The following is a 19,197-nucleotide window of genomic DNA, read 5'->3' on the forward strand; positions in this document are numbered from 1 at the left end:
ATGTTTGATAAACTTCGTAATGCATTTTCAAATGCAGCGAAAAGTCTTGGGGAAAAAGAACTAAACGATAAAGACATTGAAGAAATTCTTTACGAATTGGAAATCTCTCTTATGGAATCTGATGTTGCAAGTGAAGTTATTGATACAATAAAATCAGATTTGAAAACTCAATTACTTGGATCCAAAGTAGATAAAAAAGAGATTGAAAAGTTTGTCAAAGACAGCTTAATTTCAAACATATCGTCTTTATTTGATGCTGCAGGTACAGTTGATCTCTTTGAGTTGATTAACGAAAAAAAGAAAACTGTTCAACCATTTCTGATTTTATTTGTAGGAATTAATGGAACTGGAAAAACTACATCACTAGCAAAAGTTGCTTACCTGTTGCAGCAAGCAAAGTATTCTGTAGTAGTTGCAGCTGCTGATACATTTAGAGCAGGAGCTATTGAGCAATTGCGTGAACACACTAATCGTTTGAATCTAAAACTAGTTGCACAAAATTATAATTCTGATCCAGCTGCAGTTGCCCGAGATGCGGTTCTTTATGCAAAATCCCACAAAATGGATTGTGTACTAATTGATACTGCTGGAAGAATGCAAACAAGCAAAAATCTAATGGAACAAATCGCTAAAATTACCAAAGTAGTAAATCCTGATTTTAAAATTTTTGTAGGTGATTCTCTTGCTGGAAATGATACTGTAAATCAAGCTAGGGAATTTTTTGAACATGTCAAATTCAATGGCTCAATTCTCACAAAAAGTGACGCTGATGCACGTGGCGGAGCTGCACTTTCTATTGTCAAAATCACATCTACTCCGGTATTATATCTTGGAGTTGGACAGGAATATTCTGATCTCAAACCATTTGATAAAGAAATCTTTCTAGAAACTGTATTTGGTTCCTTGTCTGGAGTAGACAGAAAAGAAATTCAAAAACCAAAAGCAGAACCAAAACCAGAATCAATTGAGGAAATAAAACAAGAACTAATTCAAGAATCTGTACTAAAACCAATTGAAGCACCTAAACCAGAACCAAAACCAGAACCAAAAGCAGAACCAAAACCAGAACCAAAAGCAGAACCAAAACCAGAACCAAAACAAATTGAATCCGATGATCCGTTTGAAGGAATTGCAGACAAAGACATTTCAAAATATTCAGACTTGTATGATATTGCTCCGCCAGAAAATGATGATGAAGCGACAAAGCTTGGTAATGCAATCCGTCAATGGATTAGGCAGGGACGACCAAAACCTGGAGAAGAAAAGAAACAAGAATCAGATCAAGAGACAGATTCCAAGCACAAACAAGATAAAGAAGAAGAAAAGTCTAAAAAGAAAAGAGGTGTATTTGGATTCTTTAAGAAATGAAAATCAAAACTAAAAATTTACTCACTTTGGCAGAACTATCATCTAAAGAATTTGCTGCACTAATTGATTACTCAATCGTTCTAAAAAAAGAATTAAAAAAAGGCAACAAGCCGTTGCTAAAAAACAAAACACTTGCAATGATTTTTCAAAAACCATCAACTCGAACACGAGTAAGCTTTGAAGCAGGAATGTTTCAGCTTGGTGGACATGCTATTAACCTCTCATCACAAGAGATGCAATTATCTCGAGGTGAAACAATAGAAGATACCGCAAAGACTTTGTCTCGATATGTAGATTGTATCATGGCACGAGTATATGATCATAATTTACTTGAAAAATTATCTGACTCTTCTAATGTTCCAGTAATCAATGGATTGTCTGATTCATTTCATCCATGTCAGATTCTAGCTGACTTTATGACCATAAAAGAGAAAAAAGGAAAATTCAAAGGACTCAAGATTACTTGGATTGGAGATGGAAACAATGTGTGCAATTCTATGATTTACGGATGTGCACTATCTGGCACAAAGATGTCTATTGCAACACCCAAAGGATTTGAACCCGATAAATCAGTACTAAAAGAATCTACAAAATCTGTTGAGATAGATCTGACAACTGATCCAATAAAGGCAATCAAAAATGCTGATGTTGTAGTTACTGATACATACACTTCAATTCATAATAACGATCAAAAACGAATCAAAAAGTTTCTTCCAAAATATCAGATCAATGATTCATTGATGAAACATGCCAATAATGATGCAATCTTCATGCATTGTCTTCCAGCAAAACGAGATTACGAAGTTACATCATCAGTAATTGATGGACCTCAATCAGTTGTATGGGATGAGGCAGAAAATAGACTCCATACTCAGAAGGCTTTACTTGCTTCAATAATTCGCGCTTAACGTATATAAGAGCAGTTTCAAACTCGTGTTCTATAGATGGCCTATTCAAACATCCTCAGAAGACTACGAGAGGAAAAAACTAATTACAAAAAACGCTCAACTCTACTGATAGGTAAGCACGATTTTATCACTGTAAATATTACAAATGAAAATACCCAAGTCCAAATTGTAAAGCCTGGTATGACTGGCGATAAGGTAATCGCCTCTGCTCACTCTAATTATTTGCTAAAAAAAGGTTGGAAGGGCTCAAGAAAGAGTATTCCTGCTGCATATCTTACTGGCTATCTTGCTGGAAAGAAAGCAATGGGCAAGGGAGCAAAAGATGCAGTACTATACACTGGTACTAGAAAATATACACAAAGAATGGCAGCTGCACTAAAAGGAGTAGTTGATGCAGGACTTAAAGTTCCAGCAGGTGCAGAAACTTTTCCACCCGAAGAAAGAATCAAAGGTGAACATCTCACAGTAAAAAATGATACTACAAAAATTAAATCTGCTATTGATAGTGAGGTCAAGTAAAAATGAGTCAAACCGCACAAACCAAACCTACTGGAAGAGGTGGACAAGGTAGAAGAGATGGACCTGGTGGCAGAGGTGGACAAAAAGTTTACGGTGGTGGGAAACCAAGCAATGGACAATCTAGAAGACCAAAAAGAGAAGATGAAGAAGAAGTTTGGGTTCCAAAAACAATTTTAGGAAAAAAAGTTGCATCAGGCGAAATTAATTCTATTGAAGAAATTATTCAAGATGGTTTAAGAATTCAAGAAGCAGGAATTATCAAAAAATTACTTCCTGATTTGAAAAGTGAAGTAATTGATGTTGGTATTATTCAAAAGATGACATCAAACGGTCAATCAACAAGATTCAAAGCTATTGTTGCAACAGGAAATCAAAACGGTTACCTTGGTATTGGTCAAGGAAAATCAAAACAAATGAGAATTGCAATTGAGAAAGCAACAAACCAAGCATTACTCAATGTAAGTCCAATCAAACTAGGATGTGGTAGTTGGGAATGTAGATGTGATGAAAAACATTCTGTTCCATTTAAAATTCGAGGAAAAGGTGGAAGTGTTACAATTGAAATTATTCCAGCACCACGTGGATTAGGATTAGTAGCTGGTGGTAAAATTAAACGATTACTAGAGTTGGCAGGTCTTAAAGACGCATGGACAACTGCAAAGGGTTCTACTCCAACAATGAACTCTACTTCAAAAGCTATTCTGGACTGCTTAAAGCAGACATTTAGTCAGGGTTGATATTAAATGGGTAGCGCATATCTTGTAGTTCGAATCAAAGGTCAAGCAGACTGTCCATATTGGGCAACTACTACAATGACATTGTTAAAATTGGATAAAAAATATCGTGCAACTATCTTACCTGCAAAAGACAATACATTAGGAATGTTAAACAAAGTAAAACATTATGTTACTTGGATTGAAATTGACGCATCTTTGGCAAAAGAACTCATCGATAAAAAAGCAAGAAAAGAAGGTTACAAGAAAATTACAGCAGCAGATCTTAAAGAATTAGGTTTTGAAAGTTCTGACGCACTTGGCGCAGCACTTGCAGAAGGAAAAGCAACTCTATCTAAATTAAAACCATTAAAACCTTGGTTTGCATTATCTCCGCCAAGATTTGGTTTCAAGAAAAGTACAAAAAAGATGTACGGACAAAAAGGAGTCTTAGGACACAACAACGATCTTCCAAAATTAGTGAGGAACATGATGTAACATGGCAACACGATTACGAAAGACAAGAAAACTAAGAGGTGGACGTCACATGGGTTGGGGACAAGTAGGTCAGCACCGTGCAAGTGGTCACAAAGGCGGACTAGGAATTGCTGGATTACACAAATATCATTTTAGTACTTTGCTAAAAGAGGTTCCAGATCATTTTGGACACGATTCTACTCACCCACCTCATCCAATCATCACGAGAAAATGGGCAAGTGTCCGTGATCTCGATGATCTATTCGCAAAATTTGGTAAAGAAGAAGGAGGAAAGAAAGTCATAGACCTTGAAGCAGCAGGTTATGACAAACTCCTAGGCGGCGGTAAAATATCAAACCCATATACCGTCAAAATAGCCAGATTTACTGCATCTGCAGAAGAGAAAGTAAAATCTGCAGGAGGAGAGGTGTTATCTGAGAATGGCTGAAGGGACAATAACTAATCTTATTAGAAAAGTTGTTTTCAAGGCAGAACCTTATATTCCACAAGTCCCAAAACCGAAAAAAAAGATTCCATTACAAACTAGATTACTTTGGTGTGGTGTTGCATTATTAATTTACATGGTTATGGGTCAGACTCCATTATTTGGAGCGACTGCACCAGAATTTGATTTTCTACAATTTGCCAGAGTTATTTTTGCATCACAACAAGGAACACTAGTTGAGTTAGGAATTGGACCTATAGTTACAGCAGGTCTGTTGATGCAATTGCTTAGGGGTTCTGATATTCTAAAATTTGATTTTAAAAAACCAGAAGAGAGAGGAATATTTCAAACTGCAACAAAACTTGTAACATATGTTGTGATTGTAGCTGAATCTATAGTATATGCAATAGCCGTTTATGGTCCAGGAGTTCCTGAACCATACGTTTTGTATGTGATGATTGGACAATTAATGGCAGCATCAATTATCATCATGTTCTTAGATGAACTTATTCAGAAAGGATGGGGAATTGGAAGTGGAATTAGTTTATTCATTATGGCAGGTGTAGCTCAACAAATCTTATGGAGTCTCTTCAGTCCTCTCCCAGCTGGTGATGGTGGAACTATTGGTATACTTCCATATGTTGGACAATCAATTATGAATGGAGATTTATCTAATGTATTTTTCCGTGCAAATCAACTTCCAAGTGTCTTTGGAATATTTTTGACGGCAGGAATTCTTTTGATTTTGGTATTTACCCAAGGAATGAAGATTGAAATTCCAATTGTATCTACTAAGTATAGAGGATTTTCAGCTGTTTATCCGATTAAACTAATGTACGTATCAAACATCCCAGTAATTTTAGCATCTGCACTCACTGCAAACGCAGTATTTCTTGGTCAGATGTTTTGGGCAAACTTTAATCCGCGAAACAATAACGCGTTTATGAACTTTGTAGCACAATTTGATCCTACCAGTCCATCTACGCCTATAGGAGGAATTATCTATTACATAACTCCACCAAGAGGATTAGAAGTTGCAGTTTTGGATCCTACAAGAGCTGTAGGATATGTTTTGTTTATGATTGGAATTGTAGTTGTATTTGGTAGATTATGGGTTGAACTCGGCGGTCTTTCATCAAAGACTGCAGCTCAAAACTTACTTGATGCTGATGTACAAATTCCAGGATTTAGACGATCAAATGCCCCAGTAGAGGCATTGCTTGCAAAGTATATTCCATCTGTTACAATTATCGGTTCAATAATTTTGGGTTTGTTGGCAGGAGTATCTGATGTTCTGGGAGTTTTCGGTTCTGGAATTGGAATTTTACTTATGGTGGATATTCTCATCAACTATTACACTCAATTAGTACGAGAACAAGTCGAAGTTGTAATGCCACGTCTAGGTGCTTTACTTGGTAGAAAGTAGAAAAGTCGTAGTGGTAGGGATACCTGGCGTAGGAAAAACTTCTTTATTGCAAAAAATTGTTGAGATTTTACAAAAAAATAACAAAAGTGTAAGTGTTCATAGCTTTGGAAGTATCATGTTTGATGTTGCAAAAGCAAATGGTGTAACTGACAGAGATGAACTAAGAAAACTTCCACTATCACAACAAAAAAATCTACAAAAAATTGCTGCAGAAAAACTTGCAATACTAAATGAAGATATTGTGATTATTGATACTCATGCTTTTATTAACTCTCCAGAGGGATATTATCCGGGATTACCAGAACATGTTTTGCATATTCTCAAACCATCCAATTTTGTATCTGTCTCTGCAAAACCTGAAGAAATCTATAATCGAAGAATGAAAGATATCACTAGAACTAGAGATAATATCTCAATTGATAATATTAAAAAGGAATTAGACGTTCAATCTGGTATGATATCTGCTTGTGCTGTAATCTCAGGCTCGCCAGTAAAACATGTGCTTAACAGAGAAGGAATGATAGACGAAGTTGCAGAAAAAATAATCAGGACTATAGGATTGTAAAATGGCTTTGGATTCTGTTTTACTATTTTTGAATTCGGTATTTCTTCAAGAAGGTGGCATGTTTGATTTTCTTGGTGGAGGTCATGGTGCATTGGGAAGTGATGATCCTATCATCAAAGGATTAATTTTATCAGCATTTTGTGTTGCTGGATTTGGAATTATTCTAAATGTCTTTAATGCTGGAGTTAGAAAAAAGATGGTTGATCAAACTAAATTAAAACGAATCATGAAAGAAACACGTGCTTGGCAAAAAGAGAGAATGGCAGCAATGCGTTCAAAAGATCAAGCAAAAATTAACGAGCTAAGCAAAAAATCCTCTTACATGAATAAGATGTCAATGGAGATGATGCAGATGAACATGAGACCGATGATGATTACATTTGTTCCCTTGATTTTAATATTTTATCTAGTACTTCCAGTTCTATTTTCACACATTGTTGCATTATCTCCAATATCACTAAACGTTATACCTGGAGAATTTTTTCAGCTCACATGTACTGCTGAACAAGCCGCAGATATAGAAAACATATGTACTAAAGAAAATGCTTTGTATCTTTGGGCTTGGTATTTTCTTTCATCCATTGCTTTTAGTGGCATTATTATGAAACTAACAAAAACATCAATGGATCTCAGTTGACCAAATCAATTGTAATCTCTGGTCCTCCAGCTGTCGGAAAGACAACTGTTGCCAAAGGATTGGCTAGTGAATTCAAATTAACATATCTTAGCGGTGGTGATATTCTAAAAGAGATGGCAAAAGAGGAAGGATTTGATGCAGTTGGTGATGATTGGTGGGATACTGAAAATGGAATGAAGTTTCTAAGTCAAAGAGAGAACAATTCAGAATTTGATAAAAAAGTTGATGATAAACTAATACAGCTTTTCAAGAAAGGTGGGATGGTAATTACAAGCTATACTTTGCCATGGCTAGTTGATGACGGAATTAAAATCTGGTTATCAGGCTCACATGATAGCAGTTCACAAAGAATGCAAACTAGAGACAACATGACTTCAAAGGAAGCATATGAGATTACTAAGCTAAGATATGACAAAAATCGTGCATTGTATAAAAAATTATATCATTTTGATTTTGGAAACGATATCTCTGTATTTGATAAAATTATTGATACTGATAATCTAAATGCAACTCAAGTAATTAATATTGCAAAAGATACTGTAAGAGAATTATTATGACTCTAAAGCAATTGGAAAACTTGGTTGTAATTGATCAGGATATTACTGATGATACATATGGAACGTATTATGATAAAAGAACTTTAGAGCAATTATTAGATTATGGTTTGATAATTTTAGATAAACCCCCAGGACCTACTAGTCATGAAACTGTTGCATGGACTAAACGAATTCTGAAAATTCCAAAAATTGGTCACAGTGGTACACTTGATCCTCAAGTTTCTGGAGTCTTGCCTTTGGGACTTGGGGAAGCAACAAAAGCACTTGGTGTTTTGCTTTATGGACCAAAGGAATATCACGCTCTAGGACGATTCCACTCTCTTCCGTCAAAACAAAAACTCGATGAAGTTCTTGAAATGTTCCGAGGAGAAATCTTCCAAAAACCTCCACAACGTTCAGCTGTTCTAAGACAAACTAGAACTAGAACCATTTACGAATTAGAGGTACTAGAGCAAAAAGAAAGATTGCTCTTAACACGAATTTTATGTGAAGCAGGAACATACATTAGAAAACTCTACTATGATATCGGAGAAATTTTAGGACCAGGTGCTACTATGATTGAACTAAGAAGAACAAAAGTTGATCAATTCCACGAAGCTGATGGTCTTGTAACGTTACATGAACTAGCAAATGCTTATGCCCTTTGGGAAGAAAAAAAAGATGACACAAAACTAATGTCAATGATCAAACCTATAGAATATGCATTAAGTGAACTCAAGTCCGTTGTAATTCGTGATTCTGCGGTTGATGCATTATGTCATGGTGCACAACTCGCAATGCCTGGAATTTTACAAATATCTCCAAATCTGAGAAAGAGTGATATCGTTGCAATTTATACACAAAAGGGAGAAGCAGTCGCTTTGGCAGAATCACTGATGTCTGAAGAAGAGATACGTGATGCAACAAAAGGATATGCCTTTGAAACAAAACGAATTATCATGGCTCCTAACATATATCCAAAAAAATGGAGATCAAAATCTGTTCCAAAGGATTAAAAAATCAAATAAAAAACTCGATCATAATTGTTAGCAAAAAGCCTTGTAATTTTTATCAGCGTTGGTGTTATAGCTGGTTTTTCATTTGGATTTTATTTACTCGAAATAAAAAGTACCAATCAACTTGTGTATGTGGATGGTTCTTCACTTTCTTTGGTTACTGAAAAATCTGATTTTAAGCGAGGTGAAGAAATAAAAATTATTTTAATAAATTCTGGAACGAATCCGTTAACATTTTCAGATACATCTTACGGTTTGAAGATTAGCGGATTATTTGGTATTGTAAAATATTCTCCACCTGCATCTCCAGTAATTTCGACACTAAACCCAGGAGAAAAAACTGAATTCGTTTGGAATCAAATGAAAAATGACGGTCTTCCAGTAATTGAAGGTCTTTACAAAATTAATGTGAACGGAATTGATTCTATGGGAATCAAAGTAGAAAAATCAATTACAGTTAACATTTGGAAGTAATTTTTTATAATTTCAAGTAACACAATATATAATCAAATTTTCCCAAACAAATCTGTCGTAAGACATGTGCCGGGGTCGCCTAGCCTGGTAGGGCGCGCGCCTGGAAATAATTAACCATAAAGCGCGTTCTCGCAAGGGAACGGGAGTTCAAATCTCCCTCCCGGCGCCATACTCTTTTTGAAATTAATTTATCCAAATTAAAACAAACAGTTCAATTATTATGTAGAAGGCATGCCACAACTAAAAAATTATGGTCATATATTGATAAACAAAATAACTTTTTGATTATGATTTTGAAAATATCCAAAAATCTATTATCTAAAAATGGGGAGTATGAATGACACCTGGACAAATGGACGCAAGAAAAAGAAAAATGATACAAACCATCGAAAATCCACCAAATTATCTTAGTAAGAATACCATTTCTGATAAAAAGAAATGGAAGAATCTTAAGAATGATGGATTACCACGATACTAATTACTTTAGATTGTTTTTCTTATTTTTATGATTCTTCATTATTTCTGTATGCAATTAAAAATCCTAAACCACCACATACAACTCCGATCGCAAGAAAAGCGATAAATCCTCCAATTGGTTCAATAAATGAATCCATAATCGCTGGATATTTTGGACCTAGTTTTCCTTCAGTAAAAATTGAAAGTAGTCCTGTTCCTGCCAACCCCGCATATGTCATAATCATCATTGCACCTGCACCACCTACATTCATTCCGACAAGATGTATTCCAGCTAGTATGTTTGATTTTTTTGTAAATTTTTTCCCCAAAGTAATTTCAAGATGACTGTAAAATAATGCAGTAACTGCAACTGCAACTATTATTATTAAATGAAATATTATTCCTAAAAAGAACCATTTTGCAGTTCCATCAAATGACAATGACAAATACTGAATTATGTTAATTTGACTGTTCATCATTTGTATTGTAACAATTACTAGGGCCATAACTGTGATTAATGCCCCTTGAATTATTGCTGCAATTATGAATCTGTCCACCCATCTTAGTTTCATGTTTTGCATCTATCTGTTATTGTATTATCTTTAATTTATATCCCTAGATTATTTTACTAGGCCATTCCTGAGATAAATCAATTATCTTATTTTTGAAATTTTGCTAATTGCCTAACTATATCGCTGGTAGTAATTATCCCAATTATTTTGTTGTTTTCAGATACTGCCAGTTTACGAATTTTTTTTGCAGCCATTTGTTTTGCAGCTTCTAAAATTGATTTGTTTGGACTTATTGTCTCTAAAGGAAACGATGCTACCTTTTCTACTGTCATATCTAATGGATATTTGTTTGCTGCAACTTTAATTGCAAAATCTCTGTCTGTGATTATTCCCATAGTCTCTGTATCTTTTTTTACAAAAACTGAACCTATTCCTTGCTCCATCATTTTAGAAATTTGATATATTGTCGTAGATTGTGGTGCTATGATCAGTTCTTTTGCCATTATTTCTTTGACAAGAATTTGTGATAGTTCTTTTTCTAAATTATTATTTGATGCTTCATTATTTTTCTTTGATCCGAAAAATCCCATCGCATAACTTTAATGAACAAAAACTTAAAGATTTCTAAATTTCATCTGTTCTTATTTGCTTAAAATCATTAATTTTAACGGTTCATGCTGAGATTATTATAGGATTTTTGATAATTTTTCAAATAATTTATTTCCTATACCATGGTCTTGCCTCTAACCAATCAATTTCAGCAATCATCTGTTCTACTTTTTTTACGATTGCTATTACTGATCTATACTGCTCATACATCTCAATCTCCTCTTCTTTTGATAATACATTTGCTTCTGCATCATCAAAGAATTTGTTTTCTTTATTGAGATGATCAAATAGAAATATAGAATATGTTCGTAGGTATCTGGCAACTGGTTCTCTTGCATCTTGACCACTTTTCCACTTTTTCAGATATTCTGAAATTTTTCTGGCTATATTTCTTCCAAATTCATGCTCTATCATGAATTTTCTAATTTCTTCTTTTAGATTATCATAGCTTGCAACACATGGAAAATACGAATCCTCCTCTCTTGAATGGTGAATTGTGTCTACAAATTCTGATATTACAACAGTAATCTTTTCAAGGTCTACAAATGGAATTTCAGTTCCTTTGTAAATCTCATCTGCACATTTTGCAACTATTTTTTCTAGACGTCTAACTTGATCATGATCTGCTCGTAATTGATTTGTTGCACTCATAATGCTTTAGTATTTTCTTCTTTATTTTAGTTATTTCGTTCAAAACTAAATCTTAAAACACCATTTTTTCAATTATTTTACTAAATCTCCATGGACCACATTGTGCGTCTGAACTTTCACTTTGAAACAATCCTTGTTTGTTTAAATGATTGACAATATGTGCTGAAAATGGTAATGCCCCTGTGGCACCTGGAGAGTTATAGTTCAAAATATGAAAAGACATAGAATCTTCTTCTAAAATCACATCTGGAACAAACTGACCTTTTTCATTAATCACAGATGATCTAATTCCAGCAGTCCCCTTTTCTGTTATTTTTTCCACGTCAATTTTTGGTAAGAATCGCTTAACTCTGTTTATCATTTTCGATTTTGACATTGAAGATTGAATTTCATTTATTGCAAGTTCTTGAAACTGTTTATCAAAAATTGCTTTTCTTGCACCTGAATTTAGCATCTCTAATAATTTTGGAATAAACTCCTTGACGTTCTCTACTTTGTTGTATCCATATGGACTAAACACTGGTACTGCATTTGGTCCAATCTCGCAACTTCCATCAACTCTGATAATCCAATGTGGATCTAAAAATGGATAATCTGGATATTCTGGTACCGAATACACGCTTGTTTTTGTCAAATTGTTGTACTCTTTTGGTGCCTTCCAATATTCTCCTCTAAAGTGTACATCTGTGAATTTCTCTGCAATGCCCATTTTGTGTGCGATATCTATTGACTCGCCCCCTGCAGCATTTATGATAAAGTTTGCAAAAATCTCATGTTCGTTATTTAGTATGATTTTCCATTTATTTTTGATTTTTTTTATTTCAGTTACTTTGGTATCTGTAAGCAATTTTATTTTGTTATTCGTACTATCTTTAATCACAGCATTTGTTAATTTGGAATAGTCAGTAGATCCATCTTTGTATACATAAAGTGCCGATTCACATTTTATCTCTGGTTCGATTTTTTTTAATTCATTTTTTTCCATTAATTTTATGTCGTTATCTTGTAATCCATTTTGTTTCCCCCATCTCAAGTACTTCTCTAAAACTTTGTGTCCTCTCTCATCAAATGCAACTTCAATCACCCCGTCTTTTTTAAATGGTAAATTTTTCAATTTGGAATATTCTTCCCACATCTCATATCCGTTAAAAGATGCTTTTGCAAACATCTTTTTTTTCTCAGGATTGTATAGATATGGTGCATGAACTTTTCCCGTGTTTCTACCACTTGTATGAAATGCAACATTATGAGATTGTTCAATTATTGCAATCTCTTTTGTTTTGTTTAGAAAACTAAGAAAATATGATATTGAAGTTCCAAGAATACCTCCTCCTATAATTATGAGATCGAAATTATGTGTCAATACTTTTCCATTTTACATCGCTCAGTATTAAATTAAATATCTTGTAATCAAGATTAATATCTTATAAAATCTGAGTTTTAGTATGTTGCCTGATAGATGTTCTATAATGGAAAATGGAAAGCAATGTGTTAATCCGCCCGAATTTGTAGTCTCAGTTGTTGTAGAAAAAGACGAATACATGGTTGGAGTTACATGCAATAAACATAAACAGATAGTCTCAGGAAAGATACAATCTCTTCAAACTGAAGAAAAAATACCTCATGGAAAAATAAGTTTTTCACCATTAAAAGCAGTTGGAACTGATTGCATTCATGGTGATTCTGATGATTTTGTTCAATTGGATACACAATTATCCAAAAAATTGAAATAATTTCTTTTTATTTACATTGTATTGCTTTTTAATGTGTTGTCTGATCTAGTGAAAATTGACAACATTTTACTAATTATAAAAAATGCAGGTGCAGTTTCTGAAATTAGAAGCAATTCTTTGAGTATCAAACAAAAAGAGAAATGGATTACAATTGGTGACAATGATGGCCCTGCTCATATGCACATTAACACTGAATTAATTCAAAATGCTGAGTTTATCGAGGAACAAAAGCCTGAACGTACTAGTTTCAGTGTTCAATTTTTTGATAAAGATGGAATTCGTATCTTGGGTGCATTTTTTACAAAGATGTATGATCAAAGTATGAATCTTGATACTGAAAGAAAAAAAACTTTTGATAATCTACGTCAAAAGTATAATTCAAAGATTAAATTTTAAAAAAAACCTTGTCTGAAAAGGACAAGGAGAAAAATTTTATTTATTCTTGTAATAGTTTTTTCTTCTTTTCTTTTTCAGATTGTTGTTTAGCTAATTCTAATTCTTCGTTTGTATGCTTGAATTTTTTCAATCTGAATTCAATTTACATTCTATGTATAAAAACTGCACAGTTTCTCATGGATGGCTCTAAGCGTAAGTCTAGATATGTCAATAACCTACCGAGTAAACGGGTTTTTTATGATTAATTCCTAGTTCCAAATTCTTTATGGTAATCTTTGCCATTTTCGTCCTTGTTTCTTTGGTTGAACTTCCAATATGTGGTGCTAGTACAATGTTTTGTATCTTTGTCAATGGATGCTTTTTTCTAATAGGTTCGCTCTCGTAGACATCCAAAGCAGCTCCTGCGATGATCTTTTTCTTTAATGCTATTGTGAGATCTTTTTCATTAACTATTTTTCCTCGTGCTGTGTTGACCAAGTATGTAGTCTTTTTCATTTTTCTAAATATTTTCATATCAAATAATTGATTTGTTTCTTTAGTATGTGGAACATGGATTGAAATTATGTCACTATGTTTAATCAGTTTGTCTAATGTGACATATTTTACTCCAAGTGACTTTTCTTTATTTTTTGATATAGGTTTTCTGTTATGATAAATTATTTTCATATCAAATGCTTTCGCTCGCTTTGCAAGAGTACTTCCTATTCTTCCCAATCCAAAAATTCCAAGTGTTTTTCCTTGAAGATCAATTCCTACATAGTCATATGCACCATAAATCTGTCTCCATTTTCCTTCTCTGATTGTTCTGTCTCCCTCTGAAACTCGACGTAAAATATCTAGTATTAATGAAAATGCTAAATCTGCAGTTGCATCCGTAAGAACTTCAGGTGTATATCCTACGTGAATTTTCTTTTTTATTGCATATTGTGTATCGATATGATCATAACCTACGCTAAATGTGCTTATGACCTTGAGATTTTTTCCAGCATCTATAATTTCTTTGTCAATCTTATCATATGGAAAACAAATCAGCCCGTCAACATTTTGAATTTTCTTCAATAGTTTTGTTTTTGGAATTGGGATTTTTCCTGAATGAATCTCTATTTGATATTTCTTTTTTAATTCATTTAATGCAAAATTATGTAGTGTTCTGGTGAGAAAAACTCGCTTTTTTTCCAATATTTGTGATATTTGTCTCAAACCATTTATACGATTTCTTTCTAAATAATTAGATGTCAAAATCCGAAACTGAAGAGTTTGCTATTTGTATTGAATGTGGTAATTCTATTGAGAAATGCGTATGTGTATGTCCTTATTGTGGTGAACGAGATAAATGCGAATGTGTGTTATTTGATTCAACTACGGGTGGTTAGCATAATTTATCCATCATATTATTAATGCCTATAAATGAGAATAATTGGTATGGGTTCTGTTGATTTTACTTGGTTAATTGGTGGTCCACAGGGAAGTGGTGTCGATTCTGGAGCTAATGTTTTTTCTAAAGTTTGTGCCGAGATGGGTTATCATATTTTTGGTAAGAGAGAATTTTACTCTAATATCAAAGGCGAACACAGTTATTTTGCAGTTAGAGTCTCTGATCATAAAATTCGTTCAAATGTAAATGACGTTACACTAATGGCGTCATTTGATGCTGAAACAATTTTTAGGCATTTTGATGAGGTTGCAAGTGGCGGCGGAATAATATATGATTCTGATTTGGATAAAATTACTACTGATGAGGTACATACACTTGATAATTATTTTAAAGAAAGATTACATCGAGAACTTGAATCAAAAAACAAACCATTTACGATTGCTGGAGTTCTTGAGATTGCAAAAGAAAAAGGTGTTCATCTATACCCTTTATCCTTTAGAGAAATACTCTCAAATCTTGCTGAAAAAACAGAGAATCCTAAACTTCGTGGATTAATTCGAATGTTTAATGTTATCGCAGTTTCATTATCGTTAGGATTAATCAAAATGCCACTTGATCCACTGCTTTTATCCATTGACTCTATATTTTCAAAAAAACCTCAGATAGCCGAGATTAACAAACAGGCAGCAAATTTTTCATATGATTATGCCAAGTTAAACTTTGGTGCTTTTCCATATTCTTTAACAGGAATTGAAAAACAACATGACACAATTCTTGTTCAAGGTCATTTCGGAACCTCGATTGGAAAAATGGTTAGCGGATGCAGATTTCAATCATACTATCCTATCACCCCAGCTTCAGATGAAAGCGTATATCTTGAATCCAACGAACTTTTGGAAATCCAAAATGATAGACCAGGTTCAACGATTGTAATTCAAACTGAAGATGAGATATCTGCAATGGGTATGATGATTGGTGCAGCACTTACTGGTACACGTTCTTCTACATCTACTTCAGGTCCAGGATTTGCATTAATGACTGAGGCAATAGGTTGGGCAGGAATTAATGAGGTTCCAATTGTTATTACTTTGTATCAGAGAAGTGGACCATCAACTGGTCTTCCTACAAGACACGGCCAAGATGATTTATTGTTTGCAGTTAATGCAGGACATGGTGATTTTCCAAAAATTGTTTATGCATCAGGAGATATTGAAGAGAGCTTCTATGATACAGGTCGATGTTTCAATTATGCAGACGTATATCAAATACCTGTCATTCACATGATGGACAAGTTTCTTTCCAGTTCTGTTGTTACATGCAAAAGATTTGATCCAAAGAAAATTTCAATTGATAGGGGTTTATTGCTAGATAAAATTGATGGTGAGTATAGGCGATTTGCATTTACTGAAGATGGGATATCTCCTCGTTCTAAATTAGGTCTAGATAATGGTGTTTTTTGGAATACTGGAGACGAATCTGATGAATTTGGTCATATTACAGAAGACCCTCAACTTAGAATCAAAATGATGGATAAAAGAATGTCTAGACTGGACCTTGTGTTAGAGCGGGTTCCGCAAGAAGAACAAGTTGTCTCATTTGGAATCCATGATATTACGATAGTTTCTTGGGGTTCTACCAAAGGTCCTATCTTAGATGCTCTTTCTATGCTTAAAAAAGAAGGAATCGATATTGGATTTATTCAAATGAAGCTAATTCATCCTTTCCCAGCTGAACATGTCAAGGCACTTTTAAAGGATGTAAAAACCATCATTGACATTGAGGCAAATCATTCTGGACAGTTAGGTAAGATCTTAAAGCAAAATGTAACCCGAGAAATTGATTATTTTATTTTAAAATACACTGGAAGAGGAATGACAAGCACTGAAATTTATGATTCATTAAAAAAGATAGTTGAAAATAAAGCAAACAAAAGAGAGGTACTAAGTCATGGCGCTTAAACTGGCAGATTACAAAACTAATGTACATAATGATTGGTGTCCTGGGTGTGGTGATTTTGGAATTGTTAATGCATTACAAATGGCGTTGGCAGAAATGGGAATAGAACGTGATAAGGCAACAATTTTTTCTGGAATTGGTTGCTCTGGAAAGACATCTCATTTTATCAACACTTATGGAGTTCATACATTGCACGGAAGAGTTTTGACTTTTGCTCAGGGAGGAAAACTCGCAAATCCGGAGATGACTGTGGTTGCAGTTGGCGGTGATGGAGATGGATTGGGAATCGGTGCTGGTCATTTTGTTGCAGCTGGCAGACGAAATGTTGACATGACTTACATAATATTTGATAACGGAGTTTATGGATTAACTAAAGGACAAGCATCTCCAACGCTAAAACTTGGTGAGAAAACAAAATCCCTTCCTTCACCAAATACTAACTATAATGTAAATCCAATTGGGTTGGCAGTAGCTAGTGGTTTTACTTTTGTAGCGCGTGGTTATTCATATGATGTTAGACATCTAAAAGATTTAATCATAAAGGCTGTTCGTCATAAGGGACTCTCATTTCTTGATGTATTGCAACCATGTCCGACTTACAATGATATCAATACAAGAGATTGGTATGCTGGAGTTGATTTAGCAGAAGAATCCATGGAAAGACACGCTAGAATCTACAAGCTTGAAGATACTCATTATGACTATAGTGTACATTATGACGATGAAACTGAAGATAACGAAAAAATGTCTCAAGCAATGATAAAATCTCTAGAATGGGGAAATAAAATCCCGATAGGAATATTTTATCAAAATGAACTAATTTCTGAATATTCTACCCGACTAATTGATAAAATCCCAAATTACCTTGAAAACCCCCCATCAAAACAAAAGATATCAGAAAACGGTTTGCCTATCACTGATGTTTCAACAATCCTTGATTCCCTCAGAGTTTAACAAGTCTGAAACCTAATAAGTTATAGACTAGTTTAATTTTAGATCACCTTACTGTTGAACATAAACGAGGCAAATAAAATATTTAGAAAATCAATCATTAAAGGTTTCTTTGAACCAGAACTTGTCAATCTTGATTTTAAAAAATCATCAGTCAAACATCCATCCATAAATGACGATGGTTTAATGCAGTCTGATCTACTTCATGTATTTTTTGATGTTGATACCGGCTCCGATTATCCTGATGCTGATGAATGGTTTATTGTAGAGTTGCTTTTTCCGCACGATGTTAAACTACCTGATAATTTGAAAGGAACTGATTACTTTACAACCATTTCAGTTGAAAATGGAAAAACATTTTGGCATCATCGTGAACTCATTCGTTACAAATATGGTAAATCAAAAAAACTTGATGATGCTTTAGAGTTTCTGGAATCAAAATACAAAGAACTACACAGTTTACTTGAACCCCTTCAAAAAGATCTCAAATAATTAATTCCATCGATCTCCACTAAATGAATATATTTTATTTTCAGATTTTGCAGTTTTTAGACGCCATCTTGCTGTTTGAGGATCAAACTTGTAGATTATTTCCAAAATGTCTGATGGTATCTTCTCTGGGTCTAAATGATATGGAAGTAACTCTAAAACAAAATCTATCTTTTCAATTGCATTATCATATGACTGCTTATCATCTGTATCTATAACAAAAATTATTTTTGGATTTCCAAAAAAATTAATGTTAATCTTTAATGCATTTCCGGCACCTCTACGCCTTTTCATCTCTTTGAATACTGCCTTCATTTTTTCCCAGCGTTTAAAATCAAACCATTGAAAAAATTCTTCATTAAATGCAAGTGGTATGTCTATATTTAAAAAACTGACAAAATTTTCATCGTTCGCTTCGATCTCCTCTTGACTGATCATGAATCTGGAATTCAAATATCCATAAATTACTTCAATCTCCCAAGGTGATATTCCATAATATTGCAAGGATATTTTCAAATTCTCATCATTCATCAACTGTAAATCGTGAAAATTGTAATTAAAGCTTCAAATCAAGACTGGATGTGTCCATATCCTCATCAAAATTAAAATTATAGCGTAAAAAATACCTCATTATGAAAAAGGAATTTGTAGTAAGAAGTATCGATTCTGCTCCTGATGGAGCACCATATGTCGTTGTCTCTCTTTCTTCGGTTAAAGATCTAAAAGAAGGAACAATGCAATCACCTCAATCTCCTTTTGGAGCTCCAAAGGTCATGGGCTTTACCAACATGAATGACATGATGAAGGATCTCAACAAGATGTTCTCAGGAATGGGTGGAATGGGTATGCAAAGTGGCGTTACCCAACTTAAACTTGAGATGCACGAATACAAAGAGATGGGTTTGTCTGTGGGTGATAAAGTCTATCTTGAATTAACCAAAGAAGAAACTTTGGGCATATAGTAAATCGACTTTTTATTTTTTGA

The 19,197-nt window shown here is 33.9% G+C and carries 26 protein-coding genes and 1 tRNA gene; 21 read left to right on the top strand and 6 right to left on the bottom strand.

The window, feature by feature from the left end; genetic code table 11:
• The 14 genes from ftsY to K5782_RS07610 all read left to right on the top strand — a co-directional run bounded on the left by ftsY (window position 1) and on the right by K5782_RS07610 (window position 9,562).
• On the top strand, window positions 1–1,368 hold the full coding sequence (gene ftsY, locus K5782_RS07545) for a signal recognition particle-docking protein FtsY (RefSeq protein WP_297465429.1): 1,368 nt from the start codon (window positions 1–3) through the stop codon (window positions 1,366–1,368).
• Complete coding sequence (gene argF, locus K5782_RS07550; protein ID WP_297465432.1) at window positions 1,365–2,276, top strand: ornithine carbamoyltransferase; 912 nt, start codon at window positions 1,365–1,367, stop codon at window positions 2,274–2,276. The genes ftsY and argF overlap by 4 nt, the downstream gene beginning before the upstream one ends.
• Window positions 2,277–2,312: 36 nt before the next feature.
• Window positions 2,313–2,795 carry a 50S ribosomal protein L18 gene (locus K5782_RS07555; RefSeq protein WP_297465434.1) on the top strand — a complete coding sequence of 161 codons (483 nt, stop codon included), beginning with the start codon at window positions 2,313–2,315 and terminating at the stop codon, window positions 2,793–2,795.
• Window positions 2,796–2,797: 2 nt separating this feature from the next.
• Window positions 2,798–3,532: a 30S ribosomal protein S5 gene (locus K5782_RS07560; RefSeq protein ID WP_297465436.1), complete on the top strand. Its 735-nt coding sequence runs from the start codon at window positions 2,798–2,800 to the stop codon at window positions 3,530–3,532.
• A gap of 6 nt (window positions 3,533–3,538) precedes the next feature.
• Window positions 3,539–4,006, top strand: coding sequence for a 50S ribosomal protein L30 (locus tag K5782_RS07565; protein ID WP_297465438.1), 468 nt, complete (start codon window positions 3,539–3,541; stop codon window positions 4,004–4,006).
• A gap of 1 nt (window position 4,007) precedes the next feature.
• On the top strand, window positions 4,008–4,433 hold the full coding sequence (locus tag K5782_RS07570) for an uL15 family ribosomal protein (protein WP_297465439.1): 426 nt from the start codon (window positions 4,008–4,010) through the stop codon (window positions 4,431–4,433).
• Window positions 4,426–5,856 (top strand): preprotein translocase subunit SecY, encoded by a 1,431-nt coding sequence (secY, locus tag K5782_RS07575; protein ID WP_297465441.1) that lies wholly within the window; start codon window positions 4,426–4,428, stop codon window positions 5,854–5,856. The genes K5782_RS07570 and secY overlap by 8 nt, the downstream gene beginning before the upstream one ends.
• Window positions 5,834–6,421 carry an adenylate kinase gene (locus K5782_RS07580; protein WP_297465443.1) on the top strand — a complete coding sequence of 196 codons (588 nt, stop codon included), beginning with the start codon at window positions 5,834–5,836 and terminating at the stop codon, window positions 6,419–6,421. Before secY ends, K5782_RS07580 begins: the two co-directional genes overlap by 23 nt.
• 1 nt (window position 6,422) lies before the next feature.
• The gene (locus K5782_RS07585) at window positions 6,423–7,058 is read left to right on the top strand and encodes an EMC3/TMCO1 family protein (RefSeq protein WP_179365880.1); all 636 of its coding nucleotides are present in this window, start codon (window positions 6,423–6,425) and stop codon (window positions 7,056–7,058) included.
• Complete coding sequence (locus K5782_RS07590; protein WP_297465446.1) at window positions 7,055–7,615, top strand: cytidylate kinase family protein; 561 nt, start codon at window positions 7,055–7,057, stop codon at window positions 7,613–7,615. The genes K5782_RS07585 and K5782_RS07590 overlap by 4 nt, the downstream gene beginning before the upstream one ends.
• Entirely contained in the window at window positions 7,612–8,610 is a 999-nt protein-coding gene (locus tag K5782_RS07595) for an RNA-guided pseudouridylation complex pseudouridine synthase subunit Cbf5 (RefSeq protein WP_297465448.1), read from the top strand. Before K5782_RS07590 ends, K5782_RS07595 begins: the two co-directional genes overlap by 4 nt.
• 27 nt (window positions 8,611–8,637) lie before the next feature.
• Complete coding sequence (locus K5782_RS07600; RefSeq protein WP_297465449.1) at window positions 8,638–9,084, top strand: hypothetical protein; 447 nt, start codon at window positions 8,638–8,640, stop codon at window positions 9,082–9,084.
• A 68-nt stretch (window positions 9,085–9,152) separates the two neighbouring features.
• Window positions 9,153–9,253, top strand: a tRNA-Ser gene (locus K5782_RS07605).
• 168 nt (window positions 9,254–9,421) lie between these two features.
• On the top strand, window positions 9,422–9,562 hold the full coding sequence (locus K5782_RS07610; protein ID WP_297465451.1) for a hypothetical protein: 141 nt from the start codon (window positions 9,422–9,424) through the stop codon (window positions 9,560–9,562).
• A 25-nt stretch (window positions 9,563–9,587) separates the two neighbouring features.
• Here K5782_RS07610 and K5782_RS07615 read toward each other — a convergent pair whose 3' ends face one another.
• The 4 genes from K5782_RS07615 to K5782_RS07630 all read right to left on the bottom strand — a co-directional run bounded on the left by K5782_RS07615 (window position 9,588) and on the right by K5782_RS07630 (window position 12,675).
• Window positions 9,588–10,121 carry a hypothetical protein gene (locus K5782_RS07615; RefSeq protein ID WP_297465453.1) on the bottom strand — a complete coding sequence of 178 codons (534 nt, stop codon included), beginning with the start codon at window positions 10,119–10,121 and terminating at the stop codon, window positions 9,588–9,590.
• 77 nt (window positions 10,122–10,198) lie between these two features.
• Window positions 10,199–10,642 carry a CBS domain-containing protein gene (locus K5782_RS07620; RefSeq protein WP_297465454.1) on the bottom strand — a complete coding sequence of 148 codons (444 nt, stop codon included), beginning with the start codon at window positions 10,640–10,642 and terminating at the stop codon, window positions 10,199–10,201.
• 127 nt (window positions 10,643–10,769) lie between these two features.
• Window positions 10,770–11,312: a hemerythrin domain-containing protein gene (locus K5782_RS07625; RefSeq protein WP_297465457.1), complete on the bottom strand. Its 543-nt coding sequence runs from the start codon at window positions 11,310–11,312 to the stop codon at window positions 10,770–10,772.
• Between the two features lie 52 nt (window positions 11,313–11,364).
• Window positions 11,365–12,675 (bottom strand): FAD-dependent oxidoreductase, encoded by a 1,311-nt coding sequence (locus K5782_RS07630; protein WP_297465459.1) that lies wholly within the window; start codon window positions 12,673–12,675, stop codon window positions 11,365–11,367.
• An 82-nt stretch (window positions 12,676–12,757) separates the two neighbouring features.
• Between K5782_RS07630 and K5782_RS07635 the strand changes: the two genes are divergently transcribed.
• Both K5782_RS07635 and K5782_RS07640 read left to right on the top strand, forming a co-directional pair.
• Window positions 12,758–13,045 (top strand): hypothetical protein, encoded by a 288-nt coding sequence (locus tag K5782_RS07635; RefSeq protein ID WP_297465460.1) that lies wholly within the window; start codon window positions 12,758–12,760, stop codon window positions 13,043–13,045.
• 21 nt (window positions 13,046–13,066) lie between these two features.
• Window positions 13,067–13,441, top strand: a complete 375-nt coding sequence (locus K5782_RS07640; protein WP_297465462.1) for a ChuX/HutX family heme-like substrate-binding protein — start codon at window positions 13,067–13,069, stop codon at window positions 13,439–13,441.
• A gap of 207 nt (window positions 13,442–13,648) precedes the next feature.
• On the opposite strand, the gene K5782_RS07645 is transcribed toward K5782_RS07640, so the two are convergent.
• Window positions 13,649–14,620: a D-glycerate dehydrogenase gene (locus K5782_RS07645; protein ID WP_297465464.1), complete on the bottom strand. Its 972-nt coding sequence runs from the start codon at window positions 14,618–14,620 to the stop codon at window positions 13,649–13,651.
• A 53-nt stretch (window positions 14,621–14,673) separates the two neighbouring features.
• Here K5782_RS07645 and K5782_RS07650 point away from each other — a divergent pair, with 53 nt between their 5' ends.
• From K5782_RS07650 to K5782_RS07665, 4 genes are read left to right on the top strand one after another with little or no spacing between them, the layout of a single operon-like run.
• Entirely contained in the window at window positions 14,674–14,814 is a 141-nt protein-coding gene (locus K5782_RS07650) for a hypothetical protein (RefSeq protein WP_297465466.1), read from the top strand.
• 49 nt (window positions 14,815–14,863) lie between these two features.
• Entirely contained in the window at window positions 14,864–16,774 is a 1,911-nt protein-coding gene (locus tag K5782_RS07655; RefSeq protein ID WP_366069564.1) for a 2-oxoacid:ferredoxin oxidoreductase subunit alpha, read from the top strand.
• Entirely contained in the window at window positions 16,764–17,726 is a 963-nt protein-coding gene (locus tag K5782_RS07660) for a 2-oxoacid:ferredoxin oxidoreductase subunit beta (protein ID WP_297465471.1), read from the top strand. The genes K5782_RS07655 and K5782_RS07660 overlap by 11 nt, the downstream gene beginning before the upstream one ends.
• 54 nt (window positions 17,727–17,780) lie before the next feature.
• Entirely contained in the window at window positions 17,781–18,215 is a 435-nt protein-coding gene (locus K5782_RS07665; RefSeq protein WP_007549815.1) for a hypothetical protein, read from the top strand.
• On the opposite strand, the gene K5782_RS07670 is transcribed toward K5782_RS07665, so the two are convergent.
• Window positions 18,216–18,743: a hypothetical protein gene (locus K5782_RS07670; protein ID WP_297465473.1), complete on the bottom strand. Its 528-nt coding sequence runs from the start codon at window positions 18,741–18,743 to the stop codon at window positions 18,216–18,218.
• A gap of 101 nt (window positions 18,744–18,844) precedes the next feature.
• Between K5782_RS07670 and K5782_RS07675 the strand changes: the two genes are divergently transcribed.
• Window positions 18,845–19,174, top strand: a complete 330-nt coding sequence (locus K5782_RS07675) for a hypothetical protein (protein ID WP_179365893.1) — start codon at window positions 18,845–18,847, stop codon at window positions 19,172–19,174.
• The last annotated feature ends 23 nt before the right edge of the window (window positions 19,175–19,197 follow it).

This window comes from Nitrosarchaeum sp., assembly GCF_025699065.1.
GTDB lineage: Archaea > Thermoproteota > Nitrososphaeria > Nitrososphaerales > Nitrosopumilaceae > Nitrosarchaeum.